Source organism: Rhizobium sp. K33 (assembly GCF_056501445.1).
On record NZ_CP096478.1, the window covers coordinates 569,821 to 592,810 of the forward strand.

A 22,990-nucleotide genomic window follows, 5' to 3' on the forward strand; every position below is an offset into this window, starting at 1 on the left:
ATGACGGTCATCGACAATCGCGACGTATTCGGCATCGAAGGCGAAGTCCGCCTGTCCGAAGCCGGCCCGCGCGATTTCTTCGCGCTCCTCAAGCCGCGTGTCATGTCGCTCGTCGTCTTTACGGCGCTTGCAGGCCTTGTCCTCGCGCCGGGCGAAATCAATCCCATCATCGGCTTCATCGCCATTCTCTGCATCGCGGTCGGGGCAGGGGCCTCCGGCGCGCTCAACATGTGGTACGATGCCGATATCGATGCCGTCATGAGCCGCACGGCGACCCGCCCGGTTCCCGCAGGCCGCGTCACGCCGGAAGAGGCGCTTGCCTTCGGTCTCGTTCTCTCGGTCTTCTCGGTCGGTCTGCTTGGCCTCGCGGTCAACTGGTTCGCAGCCGGCCTGCTCGCCTTCACGATCTTCTTCTACGCCGTCGTCTACACGATGTGGCTAAAGCGCTCGACGCCGCAGAACATCGTGATCGGCGGTGCGGCCGGGGCCTTCCCGCCCATGGTCGGCTGGGCCTGCGTCACCGGCGGCGTGTCGCTCGACAGCTTCATCCTGTTCATGATCATCTTCCTCTGGACGCCGGCGCATTTCTGGGCGCTCGCGCTCTTCAAGATGAAGGACTACGGCGCGGTCGGCGTGCCGATGATGCCGAATGTCGCGGGCATCCCCTCGACCAAGCGCCAGATCGCGGTCTATGCCGTGCTGACCGCCGTCACCGGCGTATTGCCGACCTTCACCGGCCTGTCCTCGATCGGGTACGGCATTGTCGCAGCCCTTCTCGGCGCCGTCTTCATCCACTGTTCCATCGCCGTCTGGCGCATGGCCGACGGCGATGAAAAGATGGTCCCGGCCAAGAAGCTCTTTGCCTATTCGATCTTCTATCTCTTCGCGATCTTCTCGGCTCTGATGATCGACTTCTATGTCGCGCCGCTCGCGGCAAGCTTCGGAGGTGCCGCCTGATGGACACCGTGGAATTGAACGAGAAGCAGAAGAAGTCGCGCCGCGGCCGCAACATCGCGCTCGGCGTGGTCCTCGCAGCGCTGGTGGTCATCTTCTATGTCGTGACCATCATCAAGATCGGTAACGTGGGTTAACGAGGCTTCGCACCGTGACTGTACAGAACGACAACACGAAGGTTTCGAACCGCCGCAATATCGGCGTGGCGACCGCTTGCGTCGTCTTCGTCGGTGGCATGGTCGGCATGGCCTATGCGGCCGTTCCGCTCTATCAGCTCTTCTGCCAGGTCACCGGTTATGGCGGCACGACTCAGCGCGTCGAGCAGATGTCGGATGTGGTCCTGGATCGGACGATCAACGTCACCTTCGACGCCAATGCCTCTTCCGGTCTGAACTGGGATTTCAAGGCGGTCGACAAGAAGGTCACGCCAAGGATCGGCGAGACCGTCCAGATCATGTACACCGCGACCAACAATTCCTCCCACCCGGTCACGGGTGAGGCGATCTTCAACGTCACCCCCGGCGAAGCCGGTGCCTACTTTAACAAGGTCCAGTGCTTCTGCTTCACCGAGACCACGTTGCAGCCGGGCGAGACACTCGAAATGCCTGTTGTCTTCTTTGTCGATCCCGCCATTGTCGAGGCGGAGGAGACCAAGGGCATCGGCACGATTACCCTGTCCTACACCTTCTACCCGCGCGATGATCAGGAGCCGGTGGCCGCATTGTCGGTCGGGGAAGACAAGGAACAGCCGAAACTGTGAGAGGGCTCCGGTTCGCCGGAACTCGTAATGAAATTGACATTCGGGGATTGCTGAAATGGCCGAAGCGCACCAGAAGAACCACGACTACCACATCATCGACCCGAGCCCCTGGCCGCTTCTGGCCTCGATCGGTGCCTTCGTCCTTACCTTCGGTGGCGTCGGCTACATGCGCTACCTCAACGGCGGCTCGCTGAACCTGTTCGGCATCGATTTCGCCACGCCGTGGCTCTTCTTCATCGGCCTTGCCATCGTGCTCTTCACGATGTTCGCCTGGTGGGCCGACACGATCAAGGAAGCCCACGACGGGCACCACACCCGCGTCGTGTCGCTGCATCTGCGCTACGGCATGATCATGTTCATCGCTTCTGAAGTGATGTTCTTCGTTGCCTGGTTCTGGGCCTTCTTCGACGCCAGCCTCTTCGCCAACGAGGCGATCCAGGCCAGCCGCGTCGAGTTCACCGGCGGCCAGTGGCCCCCGGTTGGCATCGAAGTTGTCGATCCCTGGCACCTGCCGCTCTACAACACCGTCATCCTGCTGCTGTCGGGCACCTGCGTGACCTGGGCGCACCATGCGATGCTGCACAACGACCGCAAGGGCCTCGTTTCCGGCCTCGTGCTGACCGTTCTGCTCGGCATCCTGTTCTCGTTCGTCCAGGCCTACGAGTACATTCACTCGCCGTTCGACTTCAAGAACTCGATCTATGGCGCCACGTTCTTCATGGCGACCGGCTTCCATGGCTTCCACGTTCTGGTCGGTACGATCTTCCTGATCGTGTGCCTGTTCCGCGCCATGGCCGGCCACTTCACCCCGCAGCAGCATTTCGGCTTCGAAGCCGCTGCCTGGTACTGGCACTTCGTTGACGTCGTCTGGCTGTTCCTCTTCTTCGCCATCTACATCTGGGGCGATTGGGGTGCACCGCTCGCCCATTGATCCGGGTGATGAAAGTCTTGGAAGGGCGGCGAAAGCCGCCCTTCATGCGTTAAGGCCTGCGACGATCCGGCGCTCGCCGGGAACCCCGGCTTCCTCTAAGGGTTGGCCGGGGACGAGAAGCAGCATGAAGGAGAGGTCTGATGACCGAAGACAACGCGAAATTTCCGCCGGTAGATCCGGTCAAGGCGGCGCTGACGGCGTCCTGCCCGCGCTGCGGCAATGGCAAGCTCTTTGACGGTTTCACCAAGCCGAAGGCTCGCTGCAATTCCTGCGGCCTTGACCTCTCCTGGGTGGATGCGGGCGACGGCCCAGCGATCTTCGTCATTCTGCTCGCCGACCTGCTTGTCGTCGGATTCGCCGTCTGGGTGGAGCTCACCTACCAGCCCTCCGTCTGGCTCCACATCCTGGTCTTCGCGCCACTCGGTGTGGCGCTCACGCTCTGGCTCATGCGTTTCCTCAAGGCGTTGCTCATTGCCCTGCAATACAAGCACAACGCCTCCCAAGGGGTAATCGACCGTGGCTGACACGCGGCTGACCGGGGAAAAGGGTGCCGAGAACCGCCGCACCTGGCGCTTCTGGGCAGGCTTGGTGCTTGTGCCCATTGCCCTCGTGATCCTGTTGTCGCTCGGCACCTGGCAGGTCAACCGGCTGCACTGGAAGGAAACCCTGCTCACGGACATCCAGCAGCGCAGCACGGCTGCTCCGGTGGATGTCGCCGAGCTGGAACGCCTGATCGCAGCAGGAGAGCCCATCGACTACCGCCATGCCACGGCAAGCGGTGAGTACCTGCACGACAAGGAGCGCCACTTCCTCGCGACCTTCAAAGGCCAATCAGGCTTCTATCTTTACACGCCGCTGCAGCTTGCCGACGGCCGCTACCTCTTCGTCAACCGCGGCTTCGTGCCCTATGACCGCAAGGATCCCGCCAGTCGTCCGGAAAGCCTGGTGGCGGGCGAGCAGACCGTTACAGGTCTCGCGCGGGCGGAACTTCAGGAAAAGCCTTCGTCCCTGGTGCCCGACAATGACGAGCGGGCCAACATCTTCTACTGGAAGGACCGCGCCCGAATGGCAGCCTCCGTCGACCTGCCGGAGGGCCGCGTGCTGCCCTTCTTCCTGGATGCGGACGCAAGTCCGGTCGCAGGTGGTCTGCCGAAGGGCGGAGTGACGCAGATCGACCTGCCGAACAACCATCTGCAATATGCGATCACCTGGTACGGCCTTGCCGTCGCGCTGGTCGCGGTCACCATCGCGGGCCTTGTTAAGCGCAGAAGCTGATGGTCGCTCGCGAGCTTTTCCGCTAGAGACATCGGACAGACCGCCGGAATCGCAGGCGGGCAGGGGGAACTGCATGTCCTATATCGCATCGACACTGGTCGCGCTCGTCGCGCTCGAACACATCTACATCCTCGTCCTCGAGATGTTTCTCTGGACGACCCCGACCGGCCGCCGCGCCTTTGGCCTGAAGCCGGAACAGGCAGAGGCCACCAAGGTGATGGCTGCGAACCAAGGTCTCTACAACGGCTTCCTCGCCGCCGGCCTGATCTGGGGCCTGCTGCATCCCGATCTGGCCTTCGGCTATCAAATCCAGTTGTTTTTCCTTGGCTGTGTGCTGGTCGCGGGCCTATATGGGGGTGCAACGGCCTCGCGGAAGATCTTCGTCATCCAGGCGCTTCCGGCGGCCATCGCCATCCTTGCTGTCCTGATTGCCGGCTGACCACATGAACATGCACATGAACCGCCCCCCTCTGACGATCAGGCTTTGCGGCCCGCGCGGCTTCTGCGCCGGCGTCGACCGCGCCATCCAGATCGTCGTTTTGGCTTTGAAGCGCTACGGAGCGCCGGTTTATGTGCGTCACGAGATCGTCCACAACAGGTATGTCGTGGAGGGGCTTGAGGCCAAGGGCGCAATTTTTGTCGAGGAGCTCGATGAGATCCCCGCCGAGCACCGGGAGCAGCCGGTCGTCTTCTCGGCGCATGGCGTTCCGAAATCGGTTCCCGAAGATGCGGCGAGCCGGAACCTCTTTTACCTCGACGCCACTTGTCCTCTGGTCTCCAAGGTGCACAAGCAGGCCATGCGGCACCAGCGCCTCGGCCGTCACGTGATCCTGATCGGCCATGCCGGTCATCCGGAAGTGATCGGCACCATGGGCCAGCTGCCGGAAGGTACCGTCTCGCTGGTCGAAACCGTCGAGGATGCCGCTGCCTATCAGCCCGCCGATCCTGACAATCTCGGTTACGTCACGCAGACCACGCTTTCCGTCGACGACACCGCCGGTGTCATCGCCAAGCTGTCGGAGCGTTTCCCCAATCTCACGGCCCCCTCGGCCGACAGCATCTGCTACGCCACCACCAATCGCCAGGAAGCGGTGAAGCACGCGGCTCCAGGCTGCGACCTCTTCATCGTCGTCGGTGCGCCGAATTCTTCGAATTCCAAGCGTCTCGTCGAGGTGGCCTTGCGGGCCGGAGCCACCCGCTCGCTCCTCGTGCAGCGCGCCTCGGAAATCGATTGGGCCGAGATCGGCGAGATCAAGACGCTCGGCATCTCCGCCGGCGCCTCGGCGCCGGAGGTCATCGTCGACGAAATCATCGACGCCTTCCGCGAACGCTTCGACGCCAGGGTCGAACTGGCGATCACGGCGGAAGAGAACGAGCATTTCCTCGTCAATCGCGAACTGCGCGACGTGGAGCTCACCCGCGAGGACATGGCCTGGGTAAATGGCTGAGGCATTGCGGATGGCTGTCCGCCGTCCGTGACTCTCGCAGCGACGCGTTTGCAGAATCCACACTGAGTGTGTATTATCTTCGGCATGAAGAGCGCTGATGTCATTGCGGCATTGAAGGCGGATGGATGGTTCGTGTCTCAACAAAAGGGAGCCACGTGCAGTTCAAGCATGCTCAGAAGCCCGGTCGGGTTACCGTCCCTCATCCAAAGCGGGATCTGCCGATCGGCACGCTCAAGAGTATCGAGAGACAGGCAGCTTTGAAGCTGAGGTGAACCATGCGCAGCTACATCGGATTGATTCATAAGGAGCCGGAGAGCGACTACGGCGTATCCTTTCCAGATTTTCCTGGCATCGCGACTGCCGGTACCAGTCTGGACGATGCACGCCAGATGGCAGAGGAGGCGCTCGCCTTCCATGTCGAGGGCATGGTCGAGGACGGTGAAGCAATCCCGGAGCCTTCCTCACTAGAGCAGATCATGGCCGACCCGGCCAACATGGATGCTGTTGCGGTCCTCATTCCGCTCAAGAGCCAGGCAAGAAAATCCGTCAGGCTGAATATAACGCTGCCCGAGGATGTCCTGCGGGAAATCGACGCCTATGCCGAAGCTCATGGCCTCACGCGTTCGGGCTTTCTTGCCCAGGCCGCAAAACGGCAGATGAAAGACGATGGTAATCCCGGCAATGCCAAAGGCTATGCACTTTCTGCATGAAACTGCTCTGCCGGTGACGCCCCATTTCCTGTGCCCCATGTCGTTCCAGGGCTGGCACAGTCGGCCGGCCCGTTATAGGACTCGGGACCTTATCGAAGCGGCACGGAACCTCACCTGTGGCAGTTTATACGGATATCAACGAAGTCGACCTCAAGGCCTTCCTGGCTGAGTATGATGCCGGCGAGCTCCTTTCCTACAAGGGCATCGCGGAAGGTGTCGAGAACACCAATTTCCTGCTCCACACGTCAAAGCAGCCGCTGATCCTGACGCTCTACGAAAAGCGGGTCGATCGCAATGATCTGCCCTTTTTCCTGGGGCTGATGCATCACCTCTCCGAGCGTGGGCTGTCCTGCCCGCTGCCTCTGCCGCGCAAGGATGGCGAATTGCTGGGCGAACTCTCCGGTCGCCCAGCTGCGCTCATTTCCTTCCTGGAGGGCATGTGGCTGCGCAAGCCCGAAGCCCAGCACTGCCGCGAAGTCGGCAAGGCGCTCGCCGGCATGCATGTCGCGGGCGAGGGGTTTGAACTCACCCGCCCGAATGCCCTGTCGCTTGAAGGCTGGCAGACGCTTTGGGCCAAATCCGAGGCGCGTGCCGACGAGGTGGAAACCGGGCTTGAGGAAGAAATCGGCGCCGAACTCGATTTCCTCGCCGCCCACTGGCCTGGGGATCTGCCGGCAGGCGTCATCCATGCCGATCTCTTCCCCGACAACGTCTTCTTCCTCGGCGATGATCTCTCGGGACTGATCGACTTCTATTTTGCCTGCAACGACTTCCTCGTCTACGATCTCTCGATCTGCCTCAATGCCTGGTGCTTCGAGAAGGACGGTGCCTACAACATCACCAAGGGCAAGGCGATGATCGAGGGCTACCTCTCGGTCCGCCCGCTTTCGGCCGAAGAGATCGCGGCCTTGCCCGTGCTCTGCCGTGGCTCGGCCCTCCGCTTCTTCCTCACCCGCCTCTACGACTGGCTGACGACGCCGGAAGGGGCGCTGGTGGTGAAGAAGGATCCGCTCGAATATCTGAAGAAGCTGCGCTTCCACCGCGCGGTGACCAATGCCTCCGAATACGGACTGATTTCATGAAACATGTCGAGATCTTCACCGATGGCGCCTGCTCGGGCAATCCCGGTCCCGGTGGCTGGGGCGCGGTGCTGCGTTATGGCGAGGTTGAAAAGGAACTCTCCGGCGGCGAAGCGGATACCACCAACAACCGCATGGAGCTGCTTGCCACCATCACGGCGCTCAACGCGCTGAAGGACGCTTGTGAGGTCGATCTCTACACCGACAGCAAATACGTCATGGACGGCATTTCCAAGTGGATCTTCGGCTGGAAGAAGAACGGCTGGAAAACCGCCGACAAGAAGCCGGTGAAGAATGGCGAACTCTGGCAGGCGCTCGACGCCGCCAACCAGCGTCACAAGGTCAAGTGGCACTGGGTCAAGGGCCATGCCGGCCATCCGGAGAACGAACGCGCCGATGAACTCGCCCGAAAAGGCATGGAGCCGTTCAAGAAGTCGGGCGGCTTCCCGAAGTCCCTGATGGTGAAGTGATCGAAGGGGCGGGGGAGCGCGCCACGCATCATCCCCTTGCCCTTTCCCCCGATGCCCCTATGCTCCCGTCAAAACAACATCACGGGAGACATCCATGATCCAGCACTGCGTGTTCCTGCGCTTCAAGGCCGCCGTTCAGGAAGCCGAGAAGCAGGCGATCTATGCGGCCATCGCCGACCTGAAGGATGTGGTGCCGGGCATGATCGAGGTGAAGTCAGGCTCGAATGTCTCGCCCGAGGGCCTGAGCGGCGGCTATAATGACGGCTTCATCGTCACCTTCGAGGACGAGATGGTGCGCGACTATTATCTCAAGCATCCGAAGCATGTCGAAGTGGGCGAACGCATCGTCAGCGCCACCGATGGCGGCCTTGCCGGTATCCTCGTCTTCGATCTTGCCCACTGACCTCGGTCTGAAACGAAAAGAGGCCCGGTTTCCCGAGCCTCCACAATCTGTAGCGTAAGACGGCGCCTCAGGCGCCGAGCTGCTCGATCATCGTCGCGGCAGAGGAAACGGTCGCCTGGCCCGGGTTTTCCTCGACATTCAGGCTCTTCAGCACGCCGTCTTCCACCAGCATGGAATAGCGCTTCGAGCGGACGCCGAGACCGCCTGCCGAGAGATCGGCATCGAGGCCGAGCGCCTTGGTGAAGGAGGCATCCCAGTCGGCGAGGAAGTGGATCTTGCCCATGCCGCCCGAATGCTGGGCCCAGGCGCCCATCACGTGCCAGTCGTTGACGGCAACCACGGCAATGTCGTCCACGCCACGCGCCATCAGCGCATCACGGTTTTCGAGATAGCCGGGCAGATGGTTCAGCGTGCAGGTCGGGGTAAAGGCGCCGGGAACGGCGAAGACGACGACCTTCTTGCCGGCAAACAGCTGCTCCGTGGTGATCTCTACCGGACCGTCAGCGGTCTTTTCCTTGAAGGTGGCCTGCGGAAGCTTGTCGCCAATGGCAATGGTCATGAAACTCGTCCTCGCTTGGTTGCGCCATCCAGAACCCCTCGGGATGGATGACGCGAATATAGGAACGGGTCATTCAAAGGCAAGCGTGGTTTCCATCGCCCGATCGCCGCTGACCACCAGAATGCCCCATGTCTTCCCGGCGATCCTGTACTTCTTCGGCAGCTTGCCGATCGGCAGTGTCAGAAGCGTTTCACCGTCCGCGTCTTGGGACGCGGCGGCGTCGATGAAAACATGGCCGCTCGGCCCGCTGACAAAGGCCTTCGGAGTGGCTGCGCCCTTGGGCATCTTGAGCCGCACCAGCAATTCCTTCTGGTCGCTACTCAGCCGATGGTCGACGACATGGAAGTCGGCTGACGGCCCAGGCGGCACCTGCGCCTCGGCCGAGCGCACGAGCGCGGCCTCGACGGGATTGGCCACCCCCGCAGCATCCGGCGCTACGCTGAGATCGGCCTGGAACGGGATGCAGATATTCTGGCAGACACCGACAAAGGCGCTCAAGGTCACCGCTTCACCGTTCGGCGCTCCCTTGAGTGTCAGCGGCAGCGTGACCGGGTGATCGTAGCCGACATCCATCATGTCGCCGCTCATGAGCACCTTGGGCACGGGGAAACCCAAGCTCTGGACGGTATACTGCGCCCCCGGCGCAGGGGTGATGGCCGGCGGAATGCCGACATCGCCGGGCTCCTTCCAATAGGTGATCCAGCCCGGCTTCGGCTCGACGACCAGCGCACCGTGCCTCAGACCATCGCCGTCTTCCGGCAGCAGGATCAGCCGCATCCGGCCGCCTTCGTTCACGGCCCAGTCGCTGCTCGCAGCCACAGCCGGATCGGTGGGCAACAGCGAGACGAGAGCAACGGCCGCTGACAGCGCCAACACTGTCAGGCGGGAATTCGTCCGCAACAGGGCGGAACAAGACGGTTGTTTTCGTGTTTTCAAGCTCATGCTTTCGGCTCTAGAAGATCGCCGTGACCTTGGCCAGTCACGCTTGCTTCATGGTCATCATTTTGGGTTGATCGGAACCTGCTTCTGCCCCATCTTGAATAAGAGACCACATCTGAACCACGCATGAAGCCGATTGCCCACGAGGCAAACCAGGGAGGCAGGCATGGCATTGTCGTCGAAAACCGATCTGAGAGAACGCGGCTTCCTGGATGGCCAGTTGCTGATTGCCATGCCCGGCATGGCCGACGGCAACTTCGCCCGCGCGGTCGTCTATATCTGCGCCCATTCCGACGCCGGCGCCATGGGCTTCATCATCAACCGGTCGCAATCCGTGACCTTTGCCGATCTGCTGCTGCATCTGGAACTGATCGACCGAAACGACGCGATCATGCTGCCCGATCACGCCCGCCATTTCCCCATTCAGTGCGGCGGCCCCGTTGAACAGAACCGCGGCTTCGTCCTCCACTCGGACGATTATCTGTCCGACAGCTCCATCCCCGTCAGCGACGACATCTCGCTCACCGCCACCCTCGATATAGTCCGCGCGATCTCGGATGGCCGTGGCCCGCGCCACGCCACCATGCTGCTCGGCTATGCCGGCTGGGGACCCGGTCAGCTGGAAGAGGAAATTGCCCAGAACGGCTGGCTGCATTGCGCGGCCACCGAAAGCCTGATCTTCGACCGCAGCCTCGACAACAAATACGACCGTGCTCTGGCCCTGATGGGTATCAACCCGGCCATGCTGTCGATGGATGCAGGACACGCGTGAGGCTGACGGAAGAGGCGCCTGAGCGCCTCGTCACGCCCGCTTCATCAGCGGAAAGCGCTCCTTGAGCAACCTCAGAACCGACTCGGCGCCCAGTGGCGGGCCGAAGAGGTAGCTCTGGCCGTAGTCGCAGCCCATCATCGCGAGGTCTGCGGCGTCCTGGTCGCTCTGGATACCCTCGGCCACGACCTGCATGTCGAGCCCGCGCGCCATCGAGACGACGGAGCGCAGGAGAACCGAACGCTTGTCGGACTGGTCGCAGACCAGCGCCTTGTCGAGCTTGATCGTGTCGAAGGGGAAGCGGGTGAGATAGGCGAGCGACGAATAGCCGGTGCCGAAATCATCGAGCGCCAGGCTGATGCCGGTGTCCTTCAGCTTTTCCAGCATCAGGCGCGCCTGCTCCGGATTTTCCATCACGACGCTTTCCGTCAGCTCCAGCTTGATCCGCCTTGGATCGCATTGCGTCTTCACCAGCATGGCGCGGATGTCGTTGTAGATATCGCTCGAGATCAGCTGGGCCGAGGAGAGGTTCACGGAAACAAAGATCGGCAGTTCGCCGGTCTGGCGTTCCCAATCCATCAGGTCGCTCGAGGAGCGTTCCAGCGCGAACATGCCGAGCGGCTCGATCAGGTCGGACATCTCGGCAATCGGAATGAATTCCGTCGGCGAGATGTTGCCGCGCTTGGGATGATCCCAGCGCATCAGCGCCTCGAAACCGGCGATTTCGCCATTGGCGAGCTTGACGATCGGCTGATAGGCCATCGACAGCTCCTTACGCTCGATGGCGCGGCGAAGATCGGTTTCGAGCTGCAGGCGATCGGTGCTGACGGTCCGGAAGGCCGGGCGGAAGGGCTCCACGCGGTTCCCACCGGTCCGTTTTGCCCTGAACATCGCAAGCTCGGCATCCGCAAGCAGGCTCGCCGCACTTTCCTGCTGATCGACCCAGGAAACCAGCCCGATCGAAGCGGTGAGGCTGATCTCGCGATTGGCGAAGTTGAGCGGCACCATGATCGCCTTGGAGACGGCATCGGCGAAGTCGGCGATCTTGGCGGGATCCTTTTCTGACACCAGGATCAGACCGAATTCATCGCCGGAAAGCCGCGCAAGCGTATCCTGTGGCTTCAGGAGCCGGCGCAGGCGGCGCGTGATCGCGATCAGGATGTTGTCGCCGGCCGCAATCCCGAGTGCATCGTTCACCTGCTTATAGCGGTCGATATCGATCGCCAGCACCGTCGGTCGAACGCTCTCGGATGAACCGGCGAGCGAGAGGATCGCCTGGAGGCGATCGAGGAAGACCTCGCGGTTCGGCAGGCCCGTCAGATTGTCATGCATGGCGTCGACGAGGAGCCGGTCGATCGAGTTCTTCTGCTCGGTTACGTCGATGATCGTGCCGACGCAGCGGATGACTTCGCCGTTCGAACCGAGCACGGGCCGCGCGCGGATCTTCAGCCAGTGGAAGTGGCCATCCTCGGCGCGAATGCGGAATTCGTGGCTGAGCCGCCCCTTGCGATGTTCGAGAAGCACGTCGAGCGTGGCGCGAAAACGGTCGCGATCGTCAGGGTGCAGGCGCGGCAGCCAGTTGCGCGCCGGTCCATGCATCGTTCCAGGTGACAAGCCAAGCCGCAGCGACACATCGGGGCTTGTGACGACACGGTCGCGCGCCACGTCCCAGTCCCAGACGGTGTCGCCGGAGCCGGTGAGCGCCAGCGATTGACGCTCGAGATCGGAGAACAGGCCCTGCTGATAGGCGCCGCCGGCAAAGGCGTGCTGCATGACGGTAAAACCGATCAGAAGAACGATGAGAACGAGACCACCGCCCAGCGCCGGCTGGATGATGTCGTTGTCCAGCTGACCCGTCACCGTCATCCAGCCGCCGAACAGCCAGACAAGGATCAGCGCCCAGGTGGGCACCAGCAGCACCGCACGGTCATAGCGGTTGATGCCGAGATAGATGATGAGGCCGATGCCGACCACGCCCGTCAGCGCGAAGGACACGCGCGCAATGCCGGCTGCGATCGACGGATCGAAGATCGCCACCCCGAACAGCACCGAAAGCCCCAGCATCCAGGCAAGCGTCGCATAGCCCAGATGCACGTGCCATCGGTTGAGGTTGAGATAGGTGAAGAGGAAGATCACGAGCGAGGAGGCAAGCGCAACTTCAGCCCCGGCACGCCATATGCGCACATCGGACGAGGTGAGCGAGATCAGCTTTTCAAGGAAGCCGAAGTCGACGCAGATATAGGCGAGCACCGCCCAGGCCAGTGCCGCTGCCGCCGGTAGCATCGAGGTGCCCTTGACCACGAAGAGGATGGTGAGGAACACCGCCAGCAGGCCCGCAATGCCGAGCACGATGCCGCGATAAAGGGTAAAGGCGTTGACCGTATCCTTGTAGGCGTCGGGTTCCCACAGATAGATCTGCGGCAGTTCCGGCGTCGCGAGTTCGGCCACGAAGGTGATCACCGTGCCCGGGTTCAGCGTGATGCGGAAGACATCTGCATCCGGGCTCGCGACGCGATCGAGTGCAAAGCCTTCCGAGGGCGTGATCGCCATGATCCGCTGCGACCCCAGGTCCGGCCAGAACATCCGGGACCCGGAGAGGCGGAAATGCGGAGCTACGATCACGCGCTCCAGCTGCTCTTCGGAGACGTTGGCAAGCGCGAAGACGGCCCAGTCGCCCTGATGCTCCGGCGAGCTCGAGCGCACCTCGATGCGCCGGCGAATGCCGTCGGCCCCGGCGGCTGTGGAAACCTGGAAGGCCTCGCCCTGGTTCGTATAGATCTCGGTGGTCGCGGTCAGGTCCAGCGCATTGTCGTCGCGCGCAATCTTGACGGGCTCGACGGCCAGAGCCGCAGACGCGGCGAGCGAGATCGTGAGCGCAGTGAGGGCCGCGAGACAAAAGGCAGCGAGGCGTGACAGGGCGCGCCAGGAGGTTTCTGTACTGGTCATAAGGGCGTCTTGCCGTTCCGCGCCCGATGGCCGCCGATCAGGGAATAGAGCAGGTGATCGCGCCATTCCCCGTTGATTTTCAGATAATCCCGCAAAAGACCTTCCCGCTCAAATCCCGTTTTTTCGAGTAGCCTCAGGCTGTTGACGTTGTCCGGAATACAGGCTGCTTCGATACGGTGCAACTCGAGTGGCCCGAAGATGTACGGAATTGCCAGTTGAAGTGCGGCAAACATGTGGCCTTGGCCCGCATGCCGCTGCCCCATCCAGTAGCCGATCATGCAGCTTTGCGCGGCTCCACGGCGGATCAAACCGATCGTAAGCCCGCCGAGCAAGGCGCTTTCCTCCCGATCGAAGAGAAAGAAGGGCACCGCCATGCCGGAGTGAAATTCCTGTTCATTACGCAGAACGCGCTGCCGGAAGGCGCGCTCGGTCAGCTCGTCGGCGCGCCAGGTCGGCTCCCAGGGCTGGAGGAAGGCGCGGCTTTCGCGGCGCAACTGGTGCCATGGCTCGAAGTCGCGAAAACGCGGGAGGCGCAGAAGATGCCGGTCGCTGTGAAGCTCCGGCATGTCCGGCTGCCGGGACAGAAACCGAAAGACCGAGCGCGTCATCTTCAATCCCCGAGCGACAACCGGCGAGGATGCCGCCGGTAGAATTCAATGGATGCGGCGATCAGCCGACAGCCTTGCGGGCACCAGCCGGCTGATGGGTGAGGGCGCCTGCGATTTCATTCAGCGACACCAGCTGGTCGACAGGGCCGATCGCCGAAAGCGTCGGGGCCGTATCGAAGAACAGGCGTCCGGCAAGATCGGTGAGCCGCTGCGTCGTGATCCCGGCAATGCGCTCCATCATTTCCTGGTTCGGAATGGTGCGACCATAGAGCATCATCTGGCGAGCGATCTGGCCGGCGCGGGCGGCAGGGCTTTCCTGGCCCATCAGGAGCTGGGCGCGGATCTGCGCCCGCGAGCGCTCGATTTCCTGACCGTCGATATGCTCCGACGCCTTGCGCAGCTCCTCGATGATCACAGGCACGAGCTCCGGCAGGTTTTCGCCCCCGGTCGCAGCGTGAATGCCGAAGATGCCGGTATCTGAAAAGCCCCAATGAAAGGCATAGACCGAATAGCAGAGACCACGGATCTCGCGCACTTCCTGGAACAGACGCGACGACATGCCGCCGCCCAGAATGTTGGCGAGGATCTGCGAACAGTAGAAGTCCCGCATGTGATAGGCCTTGCCCTCGAAACCGAGCAGGACCTGCGTGTCCATGAGATCACGTTCGACGCGGGACTCACCGCCTGTGTAACGAGCCGCGTCCATCACCGGTGTCGAAGACGGGGTCGTCGGGAGCGAAGCGAAGCGCTGCTCGACCTGCTTGACGAAGGCGTCGTGGTCCACCTTGCCGGCGGCAACGACGAACATCCGGTCGGTCGTGTAATTGCGCGAGAGATAGTTGCGGATCTGGCCGCTGGTAAAGGACTGAACCGTTTCCGGCGTCCCGAGAATGCTGCGTCCGATCGTCTGGCCCCAATAGGCCTGCTCGGAGAAGCGGTCGAAGACGACATCGTCAGGCGTATCATCGGCCGCGCCGATTTCCTGCAGGATCACGTGTTTTTCGCGCTCCAGTTCCTCTTCGTCGAAGACGCTGTCCGTCAGGATGTCGGCGAGTATATCGACCGCGAGCGGGACGTTGTCCTTCAACACGCGGGCGTAATAGGAGGTCGTCTCGGTCGAGGTCGCGGCGTTCACTTCGCCCCCGACATTCTCGATTTCCTCGGCAATCTGTCGGGCGGTCCGCTGGTTGGTGCCCTTGAACGCCATGTGTTCGAGCAGATGCGCGATGCCATGTTCGGCTTCCGTCTCGTTGCGCGAGCCGGATTTGATCCAGGTGCCGAGTGCCACGCTTTCCAGATGCGGCATGTTCTCGGTTACGACAGTCAAACCCGATGGAAGCCGGGTGCACTCAACATTCATGGTCCGTCTTTCCGCGCTTCCTACCTGACTGCCCTCGCATGTTCACTGATAAAGCCTTCGACGGCTTTCAGTTCCGCGGGCAGGACTTCGAAGCGCTCCTCCCTGTCCATCAGATCAGCAAGCCACGCCGGAAGCGCGGGGTCAATACCGGAGGCCGATTTTACTGCCGCCGGGAATTTCGCCGGATGGGCAGTGGCGAGCACGACCATGGGGCTCTGCGGCTTCTCGAATTTCTTCGCGACATGCACGCCAACCGCGGTATGCGGGTCGAGCAGATAGCCGGTCTGGTCGAGCACGGCCCGGATCGTCTTGGCGACCTCCTTTTGCGTTGCGCGGCCGGCGCGGAAGTCCTTGCGAATGAACTTGAGTGCCTCCGGCTTGATCTCGAAGGCGCCGGACTGCTTCAGGCCCTCCATCGAGGAGCGGATGGCGGAGGCATCGCGGCCGTAGGCCTCGAACAGCAGGCGTTCGAAGTTCGAAGAGATCTGGATGTCCATCGAAGGCGAGGTGGTGGCAGACACGCCCTTCATCTCGTAGCGGCCGGTCTTCATCGTGCGCGCCAGGATGTCGTTGTCATTGGTGGCAATCACCAGCTTGTCGATCGGCAGGCCCATCTTCTTGGCGACGTAACCGGCAAAGATATCGCCGAAATTGCCGGTCGGCACGGTGAAGGAGACCTTGCGGTCCGGCGCGCCGAGCGCGACGGCAGAGGTGAAGTAATAGACCACCTGCGCCATGATGCGCGCCCAGTTAATCGAGTTGACGCCCGAAAGCCCGACGCGATCGCGGAAGGGCACGTCGTTGAACATCGCCTTCACCAGGTTCTGGCAGTCGTCGAAATTGCCCTCGACGGCAATCGCATGCACGTTTTCATCCTTGGACGAGGTCATCTGGCGCTGCTGCACCGGCGAGACTTTGCCATGCGGGAAGAGGATGAAGATGTCCGTGCGCGACCGTCCGGCAAAGGCGTCGATTGCGGCGCCGCCGGTGTCGCCCGACGTCGCGCCGACGATGGTCGCGCGCTCGCCACGCTTTTCCAGAACATGGTCCATCAGGCGGGCGAGCAACTGCATTGCCACATCCTTGAAGGCGAGCGTGGTGCCGTGGAAGAGTTCGAGCACGAAGGCGTTGGGTCCGGTCTGCACCAGCGGTGCAACGGCCGGGTGCTTGAAGGTCGCATAGGCTTCGTCGATCATCGTCCGGAAAGTGTCGGGCTCGATCTCGCCATTGGTGAAGGGCAGCAGAACCTCGAAGGCGACCTCTTCATAGGTTTTGCCGCGCAGTCCGCGGATTGCCTTCTTCGACATCTGCGGCCATTCGCGCGGCACATAAAGGCCGCCGTCACGGGCGAGACCCGCCAGAAGCGCGTCACAAAAGCCGAGGCTCGGAGCCTCGCCGCGGGTCGAGATATATTCCACGTCGCTCATCCCTATAGTTCAAGAAGTCGGAGCCGAAGCCGCCGTCAAACCTATGGCGTTTCCGATAAAGAGGTTTGCCCGTTTGCGCCAGTGCGCCGGCCAGGATTTCGCAAGCCCGGCAATTGGCTGTGGCCTCGTCGATGTCGGCCAGTGTGCCGGCTGTTGCGGAGCAATCGAATTTTGACTCAAATTGCCGGCTACCCAATCGATTTTTGTCTTGGCCGCTGGTATAGACCATCCGCGAGGGCGCTGAAAAGCCTCAAGTTTGACTGTTTTTCGGCCTCTGGCCGAGCATGCGGAAGGTGAAGTCTCGTGTCTGTAAACGTGTCGCGCGGTGTTGTCGCCGTCTCGCTGATGATGGTTCTTTCAGGTTGCAACGCCGGCGGTCTCGGCAGCGGCCTTGGCCTTTCTTCGTCTCAGCCCGCCGCGGCGACCCCGGCAGCAGCACCCGGGCAGGCGGCTTTCGTCCAGGGCTTCTGCCCGCAGATCGCATTGCGTGACGGCACCTCCTTCTACCGCAGCTATGTTCGCGGCAAGGACGGCGACGCCGAGCAGGTGATCTTCCAGGCCTCGCTCGCCGACACCACGCGCTCCTGCGCCCGCACCGAAACGACACTCACCATCAATGCGCTGGTTCAGGGCCGCCTCGTTGCCGGTCCGCAGGGCAAGGCCGGCACGATCAACCTGCCGGTGCGCGTCACCGTCATGGATGGTGATCAGGAAGTGTTCAATGAGGTCGAGCAGTATCCGGTGACGCTTGCCGATGTGAACCTGCCGACGCAGTTCATCTACAGCAAGGCCGTGAACGTCCCCGGCAACGTCTCGGGCACGACCCGCGTCACGATCGGCTTCGAACAGCCGAAGAAGAAGTAAGGTCTCAGACCAAGTCAGGCATGCGTGCCCGCCGGCGTCAGCCGAGGGAGAGCTTTCTCTCCACGGCGCTGAGCCGTGCATCCACGTCTTCTGCAATTCTAAACGCGTTTGACGCATCCTGAAGTGCGGTCAGGACCTCGTTGTACTGACCGACGACTTCGATCTGTGTTCTCTTGATGTCGCGGGAGCGCTCATCGAGAAGTGACTCGGTTTCGTCGATTCTGGAGATGATCGCTTCGAGTCGGCTGGATGTCTCGCTGTGCTGCCGAGACGAAAGCTCGTGCAGAGAGTTCATCTTTCGATTGAGCTTGGTGATCTCGGTCTCGACTGTGCTGAACTTCTCGATGGCCGCTTCGACCATGGTCAGCGTCCGCTTCTGCCCGTTGAAGAGCGCTTCGATGAGTGCGAGCAGTTTGGTCTCGTCCGAACCGGTCATGCCAAAGATCCTCAATCTCCGGCACAATATGGCATCCTCTTGGTTCAACCACAAGAATTGCTGCCTCGTTGCTGACGATCGCAGCTAAGCCCGCCGCGTCAGCGCCACCAGATAGGTCGTTGCGCGCCCGCTTTCATTGACGAAAACACAGTCGGCAGGCGCGCCGAGTTGCAGGCAGTCGCCCGCCGAGAGCCGATGGCTGCGCACTCCTTCGACGAATTCGAGTTCGCCGTCCAGCACGTAGATCTGCTGGTGCTGGAAGCTGAAGGCTGAGGCCGGATAGGGGATCCTGACGCCCGCGGGGAGCACCACTTCCAGCAGTTCCAGCTGCCCGCCATTCGCCGGCGAAAGCGTGCGTCGCGTGTAACCGGTCTCCGGATCGGTCCAGACCGGCTGCTCGAGACGTCGAGCCAGTCTCTCGCCTTCACCCTCCGCCAGAGCCAGCAAGACCGAGAGCGGCAGGCCGAAGGCACCCGACAGTCGACCGAGCACCGTCGCCGTCGGGCTTGCCTCGCAACGCTCCACCTTGCTGATCATCGCCTTCGAAACGCCGGACCGCGCCGCGAGCTCGGCAAGCGACCAGCCCCGATCCTCGCGTTCGCGCCGGATCCGATCGGCGATGGCGCGCGCCTGGCGATCCTCGTCTCGCGCATCGTGCCTGCGTGCCGTCTCTCTCATCTTAAGCCCTTGCAAAAACCAAAAGGTCCGTCTTCTATAGTGGACAGAAGAATAAGATGGATGACGGGGCGTCCACAAGCCTCGGGTCCGGCAAAACGACAAGAGGGGCTATCATCATGACGCGCGAGATCCGTTTCAACGCCTTCGACATGAACTGCGTCGGTCACATTCAGCAGGGCCTCTGGAGCCATCCCCGCGATCGCTCCATGGAGTATCGCAGTCTCGCTTATTGGACGGATTATGCCAAGCGCCTGGAAGCCGGCCTGTTCGACGGGATCTTCCTCGCCGATGTCGTCGGCATCTACGATGTGTTGAGCGGCAGTCCCGCGCCGGCACTGCGCGGCGCCGTGCAGGTGCCGGTTAACGACCCGATGATGCTGGTCCCGGCCATGGCCTCGGTCACCCAGCATCTGGCTTTCGGTGTCACCGCCAACCTGATGTATGAGCAGCCTTTCCTCTTTGCCCGCCGCATGGCAACGCTCGACCATCTGACGGGTGGCCGAATCGGCTGGAACATCGTCACCGGATACCTGGACAGTGCGGCCCGTGCGATCGGCCTCGACGGCCAGATGGCCCATGACGATCGCTACGATCTGGCCGACGAATATATGGAGGTGGTCTACAAGCTCTGGGAAGGCAGCTGGGAAGAGGGAGCCGTCGTTGCCGACAAGGCGGGCCAGATCTATGCCGATCCGGACAAGGTGCACCCCGTCCACCATCATGGACGCCAATACCGGGTGGACGCCTACCACCTTTCGGAACCGTCGCCGCAGCGCACGCCGGTTCTCTATCAGGCGGGCTCTTCCCCCCGCGGCCGCCAGTTTGCCGCCACCCATGCCGAATGCGTCTTCGTCAACGGTCAGAAGAAGGAGGGCGTGCGCGAGATCGTCACCGACATCCGCAGCCGTGCCGAAGCGATCGGCAGACGGGGCGACGATATCAAGGTCTTTCTCGGTGCCACCATTGTCACCGGCCGGACCGAGAAGGAAGCGCAGGAGAAGTTCGAGGATTACAAGCGTTACGTTAGCTCAGAGGCTGCCCTGACCCACGCTGCCGCCTCCATGGGCATCGACTTCGACAAGTTCGACATGGACGAGCCGGTCGAGACCGGCAAGAGCCAGGCGATCACCTCCAACATCAAGGCCATGGACCGGGCCGCCGGACCGCAATGGACCAAGCGCAAGTTGCTCGAGCAGATGGTGCTCGGTAGCCGCCAGCCGCCGCTCGTCGCCTCCGCCGATCAGGTGGTGGACTGGCTCAAGGACTGGGTGGAGGAAACCGGCGTCGACGGCTTCAATCTCTCGCGCACCGTCGTTCCGGAATGCTTCGACGATATCGTCGAACTGATCGTGCCACGCCTGCAGGAGCGCGGCCTCTACAAGACGGAATATCGCGAGGGACCGCTGCGCGAAAAGCTCTTCGGCGCGCCCCGCCTGAGCGAGCGCCATGTTGCATCGAGCCACCGGTGGGGACGGAGCTGACGCATAGAGATCGCCGTGCACGGGCGCGCTCCCTTGAGCGGCCTGCCTTGCCCTCCGCGCGGGCCAAGTGCTAGCGTGGCGCAAATCCGGCGATGGCGCGACAGGCGTCACGACGTCCGGGACAAAATGAGCGGGAGGCATTGCGTCGATCATGTCTCTCTCGGGGGAGGCCTGATTGAGAATTGCAGTCGTGAGAAACCCCATTGCGGGTGGCCGCGCAGGTCAGAAGCAATGGGCCCCTTTGCGTGCCGCCTTCAGCAACCGCTTCCCCGATCTGGAAATCCACGAAAGCCGCTCAAGCGGAGACGCCCGCCGGCTTGCGCGCGAGCTGGCTGCGGGCCCCTATGATCTCCTGGTGGTCGCCGGCGGCGACGGCACGATCAGCGATGTCGTCGATGGCGTCTTGATGTCGACCAACCCGGACATGCCGCTCGCCTTCCTGCCGACCGGCACAGGCTGCGATTTCATCCGCAACTTCAATCTTCCGAGCGATCCGGCAGCCCTGGCCGAACACATTGCGCAGGCACCTCTGCGCAAGATCGACGCCGGGCTGCTGATCTCCCGTGATGCCGGGGGCAACGAGCAGCGCCGTCACTTCGCTAACATCACCAGCGTCGGCATATCCGGCGAAATCGTCGAGGCCGTCAACGCGCCCGGCAGAAGGCGCATTCTCAACGGACCCATCCGTTTCCTCTTCCATTCCGTCCTCGCAATCCTGCGCTACCGGCCCTATGATTTCGAAGTGCTGATCGATGGCATGCGCGTGCATCACGGCAAGCTCGCTTTGACGGCGATCGCCAATGGTGGCTGGTTCGGCGGCGGCATGCACATTACGCCGGACGCCGATGTCGCCGACGGACGGTTCGAAATTGCCGTCATGCGCGAGGAGAAGGTTCTGGGCCTTCTGAATTTACTGGGACGCCTGCATAAGGCCGGTCATGTCGGCCATCCGCTCCTGAGCTTCCACAAGGGGCGCCGTGTCGAGCTTCGCCCGCGGGATCCTGCCCGTTTCCCGGTCGACGTCGATGGCGAGACCGCCATTCGCGGCGGCTTCATCGCCGAAATCCTGCCCGGGGTCCTGACCGTCAGGACCTGAGATCTGAGGCCTTTCGCCTCAGAATGCGCCTTCCCATTCCGCCATGGCGGCGATCACGCCCGGCAGATCGTTCATGCGCGAAATGACGGTTTCCGCGCCGGCATCCGTCAGCTTGTCGGCATGCGACGGATAGGTGTGCGAGGCGCCGGTGAAGCCGACCACGCGCATGCCCGCCTCACGCGCGGCATGAACACCATGCACGGAATCTTCCACGACGATGCATTTGCTGGGGCTGACGCCGAACTGGCTGGCGGCATGCAGGAAGATGTCCGGCTTCGGCTTCACCCTGTCAGCACCGAGATCCTTGGCCGAATAGATATGCGGCGCGAAGAACTCCTTGAGCCCGACCTTGGTGAGCATCATGTCCAGGCGATGCGCCGAAGAGTTGGAGCAGATGCAGCGCGGACCTGAGATCCGCGACAGCGCATATGGCACGCCCTCGATTGCCTTCACTTCCCGTGCGAGGCGCTGGTCGAGAAGCTGCTCGGACTTGTCGATCAGGCTCGCCGAGAGCGGAATGTCGATTTCCTTCTCGATCGAGAGCAGGATGTTCTTCCAGGTCATGCCGGCGAAACGCTCGCCCATTTCCTCGACCGAAATCGGGTAACCGGCTTCGGTCAGAAGCTTGGATTCGACCTTGGCCGCGATGATCTCGGAATCGACGAGCACGCCGTCGCAATCGAAAAGGGTGAGGTCGAAGCCGCTCATGAAAATATCCGTCGTGTCGTCCAGAAGAAGGCGGCTTCCTACACGATCGAGGTGGCGAGGACAATCGCGGCGCGCGCAGAGCTGCCGTGCCGAACGCCCAAGGACACAGGCCGCCGCGCTTCAGCTCTCTGCCATCGCCAGTAGCACTGCCTCGAAATCTTGGCCGTAGCGTTGCAGCCCGCCCGCCTTTTCCATCATGTCGGCCAGCCAGACGCCGTCGGCGGCGAGCCTGACGGCAATGAGCTTCGGGTCGCCATCCGTCTCGGCGTGCCGTGCCATGCGCCCGTCGAGCCAAGAAGACCAGAGAGCCCGCAGCGCCGGCTCCGAGACAATGGCGACCGACAGCGCCGCCCAGAGGCTGCGCTCGCCGAGCAGCCGATCGGAAAAGCAGGCGCGCACATAGGCGCGGGTGAAGCGCCCGCGCGCCATGGGATCACCGGCCATGGTGCGGTCGATCTCGCGGTCCATCTGCTCGAGCAGGTCGGAAAAGACGGCGGCCAGCAGCGCCTGCTTGCTGTCGAAGTGGTGCAGCAGCCCGCCTTTGGTCACCCCGGCGCGGTCGGCGACCGCCTGGATGGTGATCGCTTGCGCCCCCTGTTCGGCGGCGATCTGGGCGGCGCAGTCGAGAAGCGCGCGCCGCACCTGCTCCGGCTGCTTTTTGCGGTGATGGGCGGAGATCGGCGCGCCGGCCAGCGAGGAAGCCGCAGCCATCAATGCGAGACCGTGTTCGACAGCGTGTTCATCACGATTACGCCGGCGACGATCAACGCGATACCGGCGAGGGCGGCAAGGTCGAGGCTCTGCTTGAGATAGAACACGCTGATCAGCGCCGTCAGCACGATGCCGAGCCCGCCCCACATGGCATAGGCGATGCCGAGCGGCATGCCCTTCAACGCCTGGGACAGGAGATAGAAGGACGCGACATAGAACATCACCATGCCGGCCGTCGGCAGGAGCTTGGTGAACTGAGCCGACTTCTGCAACAGCGTTGTGCCGATGACTTCGAGCACGATGGCCGCGGCCAGCGCGCCATAGGCGGTGAGGGTGGGGTTCATGGGCGGAGCTCCGAAAGAGAAGCTCAAAACATAC

27 protein-coding genes and 1 pseudogene are annotated in these 22,990 nt (G+C 62.4%); 17 read left to right on the top strand and 11 right to left on the bottom strand.

Translation table 11 applies throughout. The annotated features are described in order from the left end of the window. From M1E12_RS02680 to M1E12_RS02740, 13 genes and pseudogenes are all read left to right on the top strand, one after another. Positions 1-957 (top strand): heme o synthase, encoded by a 957-nt coding sequence (locus tag M1E12_RS02680; protein WP_136538379.1) that lies wholly within the window; start codon positions 1-3, stop codon positions 955-957. Beyond that, a complete protein-coding gene (locus M1E12_RS02685; protein ID WP_113460591.1) occupies positions 957-1,091 on the top strand; it encodes a hypothetical protein in 135 nt (44 codons plus the stop codon). The genes M1E12_RS02680 and M1E12_RS02685 overlap by 1 nt, the downstream gene beginning before the upstream one ends. A 14-nt stretch (positions 1,092-1,105) precedes the next feature. Then, positions 1,106-1,714: a cytochrome c oxidase assembly protein gene (locus M1E12_RS02690; protein WP_113460590.1), complete on the top strand. Its 609-nt coding sequence runs from the start codon at positions 1,106-1,108 to the stop codon at positions 1,712-1,714. 55 nt (positions 1,715-1,769) lie between these two features. Further along, positions 1,770-2,645 carry a cytochrome c oxidase subunit 3 gene (locus tag M1E12_RS02695; protein ID WP_113460589.1) on the top strand — a complete coding sequence of 292 codons (876 nt, stop codon included), beginning with the start codon at positions 1,770-1,772 and terminating at the stop codon, positions 2,643-2,645. Positions 2,646-2,785: 140 nt separating this feature from the next. After that, entirely contained in the window at positions 2,786-3,169 is a 384-nt protein-coding gene (locus M1E12_RS02700; protein ID WP_113460588.1) for a DUF983 domain-containing protein, read from the top strand. A 7-nt stretch (positions 3,170-3,176) separates the two neighbouring features. Next, complete coding sequence (locus tag M1E12_RS02705) at positions 3,177-3,920, top strand: SURF1 family protein (RefSeq protein ID WP_479564807.1); 744 nt, start codon at positions 3,177-3,179, stop codon at positions 3,918-3,920. Positions 3,921-3,993: 73 nt separating this feature from the next. Then, the gene (locus M1E12_RS02710; RefSeq protein WP_113460586.1) at positions 3,994-4,359 is read left to right on the top strand and encodes a DUF1304 domain-containing protein; all 366 of its coding nucleotides are present in this window, start codon (positions 3,994-3,996) and stop codon (positions 4,357-4,359) included. A gap of 10 nt (positions 4,360-4,369) precedes the next feature. Then, positions 4,370-5,368 carry a 4-hydroxy-3-methylbut-2-enyl diphosphate reductase gene (gene ispH, locus M1E12_RS02715; RefSeq protein ID WP_479564808.1) on the top strand — a complete coding sequence of 333 codons (999 nt, stop codon included), beginning with the start codon at positions 4,370-4,372 and terminating at the stop codon, positions 5,366-5,368. 84 nt (positions 5,369-5,452) lie between these two features. Beyond that, positions 5,453-5,640: pseudogene (locus M1E12_RS02720) on the top strand (type II toxin-antitoxin system HicA family toxin). Between the two features lie 3 nt (positions 5,641-5,643). Next, entirely contained in the window at positions 5,644-6,078 is a 435-nt protein-coding gene (locus M1E12_RS02725; protein WP_479563652.1) for a type II toxin-antitoxin system HicB family antitoxin, read from the top strand. A 116-nt stretch (positions 6,079-6,194) separates the two neighbouring features. Continuing rightward, the gene (locus M1E12_RS02730; protein ID WP_479563653.1) at positions 6,195-7,160 is read left to right on the top strand and encodes a homoserine kinase; all 966 of its coding nucleotides are present in this window, start codon (positions 6,195-6,197) and stop codon (positions 7,158-7,160) included. Then, positions 7,157-7,627: a ribonuclease HI gene (gene rnhA, locus M1E12_RS02735; RefSeq protein ID WP_113460582.1), complete on the top strand. Its 471-nt coding sequence runs from the start codon at positions 7,157-7,159 to the stop codon at positions 7,625-7,627. Before M1E12_RS02730 ends, rnhA begins: the two co-directional genes overlap by 4 nt. Before the next feature lie 94 nt (positions 7,628-7,721). Further along, complete coding sequence (locus M1E12_RS02740) at positions 7,722-8,030, top strand: Dabb family protein (RefSeq protein WP_136538387.1); 309 nt, start codon at positions 7,722-7,724, stop codon at positions 8,028-8,030. Between the two features lie 67 nt (positions 8,031-8,097). Here the strand turns inward: M1E12_RS02740 and M1E12_RS02745 are convergent, their stop codons facing one another. Next, positions 8,098-8,589: a peroxiredoxin gene (locus tag M1E12_RS02745; RefSeq protein WP_113460580.1), complete on the bottom strand. Its 492-nt coding sequence runs from the start codon at positions 8,587-8,589 to the stop codon at positions 8,098-8,100. 69 nt (positions 8,590-8,658) lie between these two features. Beyond that, on the bottom strand, positions 8,659-9,489 hold the full coding sequence (locus M1E12_RS02750; RefSeq protein ID WP_479563654.1) for a protein-disulfide reductase DsbD domain-containing protein: 831 nt from the start codon (positions 9,487-9,489) through the stop codon (positions 8,659-8,661). Positions 9,490-9,694: 205 nt separating this feature from the next. Between M1E12_RS02750 and M1E12_RS02755 the strand changes: the two genes are divergently transcribed. Next, positions 9,695-10,300, top strand: a complete 606-nt coding sequence (locus tag M1E12_RS02755) for a YqgE/AlgH family protein (RefSeq protein ID WP_136538389.1) — start codon at positions 9,695-9,697, stop codon at positions 10,298-10,300. 30 nt (positions 10,301-10,330) lie between these two features. Here M1E12_RS02755 and M1E12_RS02760 read toward each other — a convergent pair whose 3' ends face one another. The 4 genes from M1E12_RS02760 to thrC form a co-directional block, all read right to left on the bottom strand. Next, a complete protein-coding gene (locus M1E12_RS02760) occupies positions 10,331-13,243 on the bottom strand; it encodes an EAL domain-containing protein (RefSeq protein WP_479563655.1) in 2,913 nt (970 codons plus the stop codon). Next, positions 13,240-13,851 (bottom strand): GNAT family N-acetyltransferase, encoded by a 612-nt coding sequence (locus M1E12_RS02765; RefSeq protein WP_113460576.1) that lies wholly within the window; start codon positions 13,849-13,851, stop codon positions 13,240-13,242. Before M1E12_RS02765 ends, M1E12_RS02760 begins: the two co-directional genes overlap by 4 nt. A gap of 61 nt (positions 13,852-13,912) precedes the next feature. Beyond that, positions 13,913-15,211 carry a M16 family metallopeptidase gene (locus M1E12_RS02770; protein ID WP_479563656.1) on the bottom strand — a complete coding sequence of 433 codons (1,299 nt, stop codon included), beginning with the start codon at positions 15,209-15,211 and terminating at the stop codon, positions 13,913-13,915. A gap of 20 nt (positions 15,212-15,231) precedes the next feature. Then, positions 15,232-16,638 (bottom strand): threonine synthase, encoded by a 1,407-nt coding sequence (gene thrC / locus M1E12_RS02775; RefSeq protein ID WP_479563657.1) that lies wholly within the window; start codon positions 16,636-16,638, stop codon positions 15,232-15,234. A gap of 303 nt (positions 16,639-16,941) precedes the next feature. Between thrC and M1E12_RS02780 the strand changes: the two genes are divergently transcribed. After that, positions 16,942-17,502 (top strand): hypothetical protein, encoded by a 561-nt coding sequence (locus tag M1E12_RS02780; protein ID WP_136538393.1) that lies wholly within the window; start codon positions 16,942-16,944, stop codon positions 17,500-17,502. Between the two features lie 37 nt (positions 17,503-17,539). Here M1E12_RS02780 and M1E12_RS02785 read toward each other — a convergent pair whose 3' ends face one another. Both M1E12_RS02785 and M1E12_RS02790 read right to left on the bottom strand, forming a co-directional pair. After that, positions 17,540-17,938 (bottom strand): hypothetical protein, encoded by a 399-nt coding sequence (locus tag M1E12_RS02785; RefSeq protein ID WP_310240902.1) that lies wholly within the window; start codon positions 17,936-17,938, stop codon positions 17,540-17,542. A gap of 84 nt (positions 17,939-18,022) precedes the next feature. Continuing rightward, positions 18,023-18,616, bottom strand: a complete 594-nt coding sequence (locus M1E12_RS02790; protein ID WP_479563658.1) for a helix-turn-helix domain-containing protein — start codon at positions 18,614-18,616, stop codon at positions 18,023-18,025. Between the two features lie 116 nt (positions 18,617-18,732). Here M1E12_RS02790 and M1E12_RS02795 point away from each other — a divergent pair, with 116 nt between their 5' ends. Both M1E12_RS02795 and M1E12_RS02800 read left to right on the top strand, forming a co-directional pair. Beyond that, positions 18,733-20,097 carry an LLM class flavin-dependent oxidoreductase gene (locus tag M1E12_RS02795; protein ID WP_479563659.1) on the top strand — a complete coding sequence of 455 codons (1,365 nt, stop codon included), beginning with the start codon at positions 18,733-18,735 and terminating at the stop codon, positions 20,095-20,097. Positions 20,098-20,272: 175 nt separating this feature from the next. Next, positions 20,273-21,193 (top strand): diacylglycerol/lipid kinase family protein, encoded by a 921-nt coding sequence (locus tag M1E12_RS02800; protein WP_479563660.1) that lies wholly within the window; start codon positions 20,273-20,275, stop codon positions 21,191-21,193. Between the two features lie 18 nt (positions 21,194-21,211). Here M1E12_RS02800 and M1E12_RS02805 read toward each other — a convergent pair whose 3' ends face one another. From M1E12_RS02805 to M1E12_RS02815, 3 genes are all read right to left on the bottom strand, one after another. Further along, complete coding sequence (locus M1E12_RS02805; protein ID WP_136538397.1) at positions 21,212-21,901, bottom strand: HAD family hydrolase; 690 nt, start codon at positions 21,899-21,901, stop codon at positions 21,212-21,214. A 120-nt stretch (positions 21,902-22,021) separates the two neighbouring features. Beyond that, a complete protein-coding gene (locus M1E12_RS02810) occupies positions 22,022-22,612 on the bottom strand; it encodes a TetR/AcrR family transcriptional regulator (RefSeq protein WP_479563661.1) in 591 nt (196 codons plus the stop codon). Then, positions 22,612-22,956, bottom strand: a complete 345-nt coding sequence (locus tag M1E12_RS02815; RefSeq protein WP_185809428.1) for a DMT family transporter — start codon at positions 22,954-22,956, stop codon at positions 22,612-22,614. Before M1E12_RS02815 ends, M1E12_RS02810 begins: the two co-directional genes overlap by 1 nt. Positions 22,957-22,990: the final 34 nt, after the last annotated feature.

What these genes read in the sequence shown, in the direction of transcription:
- M1E12_RS02680 (WP_136538379.1), top strand. Translation starts at nt 1, where the DNA reads ATGACGGTCATCGACAATCGCGACGTATTCGGCATCGAAGGCGAAGTC.
- M1E12_RS02685 (WP_113460591.1), top strand. Translation starts at nt 957, where the DNA reads ATGGACACCGTGGAATTGAACGAGAAGCAGAAGAAGTCGCGCCGCGGC.
- M1E12_RS02695 (WP_113460589.1), top strand. Translation starts at nt 1,770, where the DNA reads ATGGCCGAAGCGCACCAGAAGAACCACGACTACCACATCATCGACCCG.
- M1E12_RS02700 (WP_113460588.1), top strand. Translation starts at nt 2,786, where the DNA reads ATGACCGAAGACAACGCGAAATTTCCGCCGGTAGATCCGGTCAAGGCG.
- M1E12_RS02710 (WP_113460586.1), top strand. Translation starts at nt 3,994, where the DNA reads ATGTCCTATATCGCATCGACACTGGTCGCGCTCGTCGCGCTCGAACAC.
- ispH (WP_479564808.1), top strand. Translation starts at nt 4,370, where the DNA reads ATGCACATGAACCGCCCCCCTCTGACGATCAGGCTTTGCGGCCCGCGC.
- M1E12_RS02725 (WP_479563652.1), top strand. Translation starts at nt 5,644, where the DNA reads ATGCGCAGCTACATCGGATTGATTCATAAGGAGCCGGAGAGCGACTAC.
- rnhA (WP_113460582.1), top strand. Translation starts at nt 7,157, where the DNA reads ATGAAACATGTCGAGATCTTCACCGATGGCGCCTGCTCGGGCAATCCC.
- M1E12_RS02740 (WP_136538387.1), top strand. Translation starts at nt 7,722, where the DNA reads ATGATCCAGCACTGCGTGTTCCTGCGCTTCAAGGCCGCCGTTCAGGAA.
- M1E12_RS02745 (WP_113460580.1), bottom strand. Translation starts at nt 8,589, where the DNA reads ATGACCATTGCCATTGGCGACAAGCTTCCGCAGGCCACCTTCAAGGAA.
- M1E12_RS02755 (WP_136538389.1), top strand. Translation starts at nt 9,695, where the DNA reads ATGGCATTGTCGTCGAAAACCGATCTGAGAGAACGCGGCTTCCTGGAT.
- M1E12_RS02760 (WP_479563655.1), bottom strand. Translation starts at nt 13,243, where the DNA reads ATGACCAGTACAGAAACCTCCTGGCGCGCCCTGTCACGCCTCGCTGCC.
- M1E12_RS02765 (WP_113460576.1), bottom strand. Translation starts at nt 13,851, where the DNA reads ATGACGCGCTCGGTCTTTCGGTTTCTGTCCCGGCAGCCGGACATGCCG.
- M1E12_RS02770 (WP_479563656.1), bottom strand. Translation starts at nt 15,211, where the DNA reads ATGAATGTTGAGTGCACCCGGCTTCCATCGGGTTTGACTGTCGTAACC.
- thrC (WP_479563657.1), bottom strand. Translation starts at nt 16,638, where the DNA reads ATGAGCGACGTGGAATATATCTCGACCCGCGGCGAGGCTCCGAGCCTC.
- M1E12_RS02785 (WP_310240902.1), bottom strand. Translation starts at nt 17,938, where the DNA reads ATGACCGGTTCGGACGAGACCAAACTGCTCGCACTCATCGAAGCGCTC.
- M1E12_RS02790 (WP_479563658.1), bottom strand. Translation starts at nt 18,616, where the DNA reads ATGAGAGAGACGGCACGCAGGCACGATGCGCGAGACGAGGATCGCCAG.
- M1E12_RS02795 (WP_479563659.1), top strand. Translation starts at nt 18,733, where the DNA reads ATGACGCGCGAGATCCGTTTCAACGCCTTCGACATGAACTGCGTCGGT.
- M1E12_RS02805 (WP_136538397.1), bottom strand. Translation starts at nt 21,901, where the DNA reads ATGAGCGGCTTCGACCTCACCCTTTTCGATTGCGACGGCGTGCTCGTC.
- M1E12_RS02810 (WP_479563661.1), bottom strand. Translation starts at nt 22,612, where the DNA reads ATGGCTGCGGCTTCCTCGCTGGCCGGCGCGCCGATCTCCGCCCATCAC.
- M1E12_RS02815 (WP_185809428.1), bottom strand. Translation starts at nt 22,956, where the DNA reads ATGAACCCCACCCTCACCGCCTATGGCGCGCTGGCCGCGGCCATCGTG.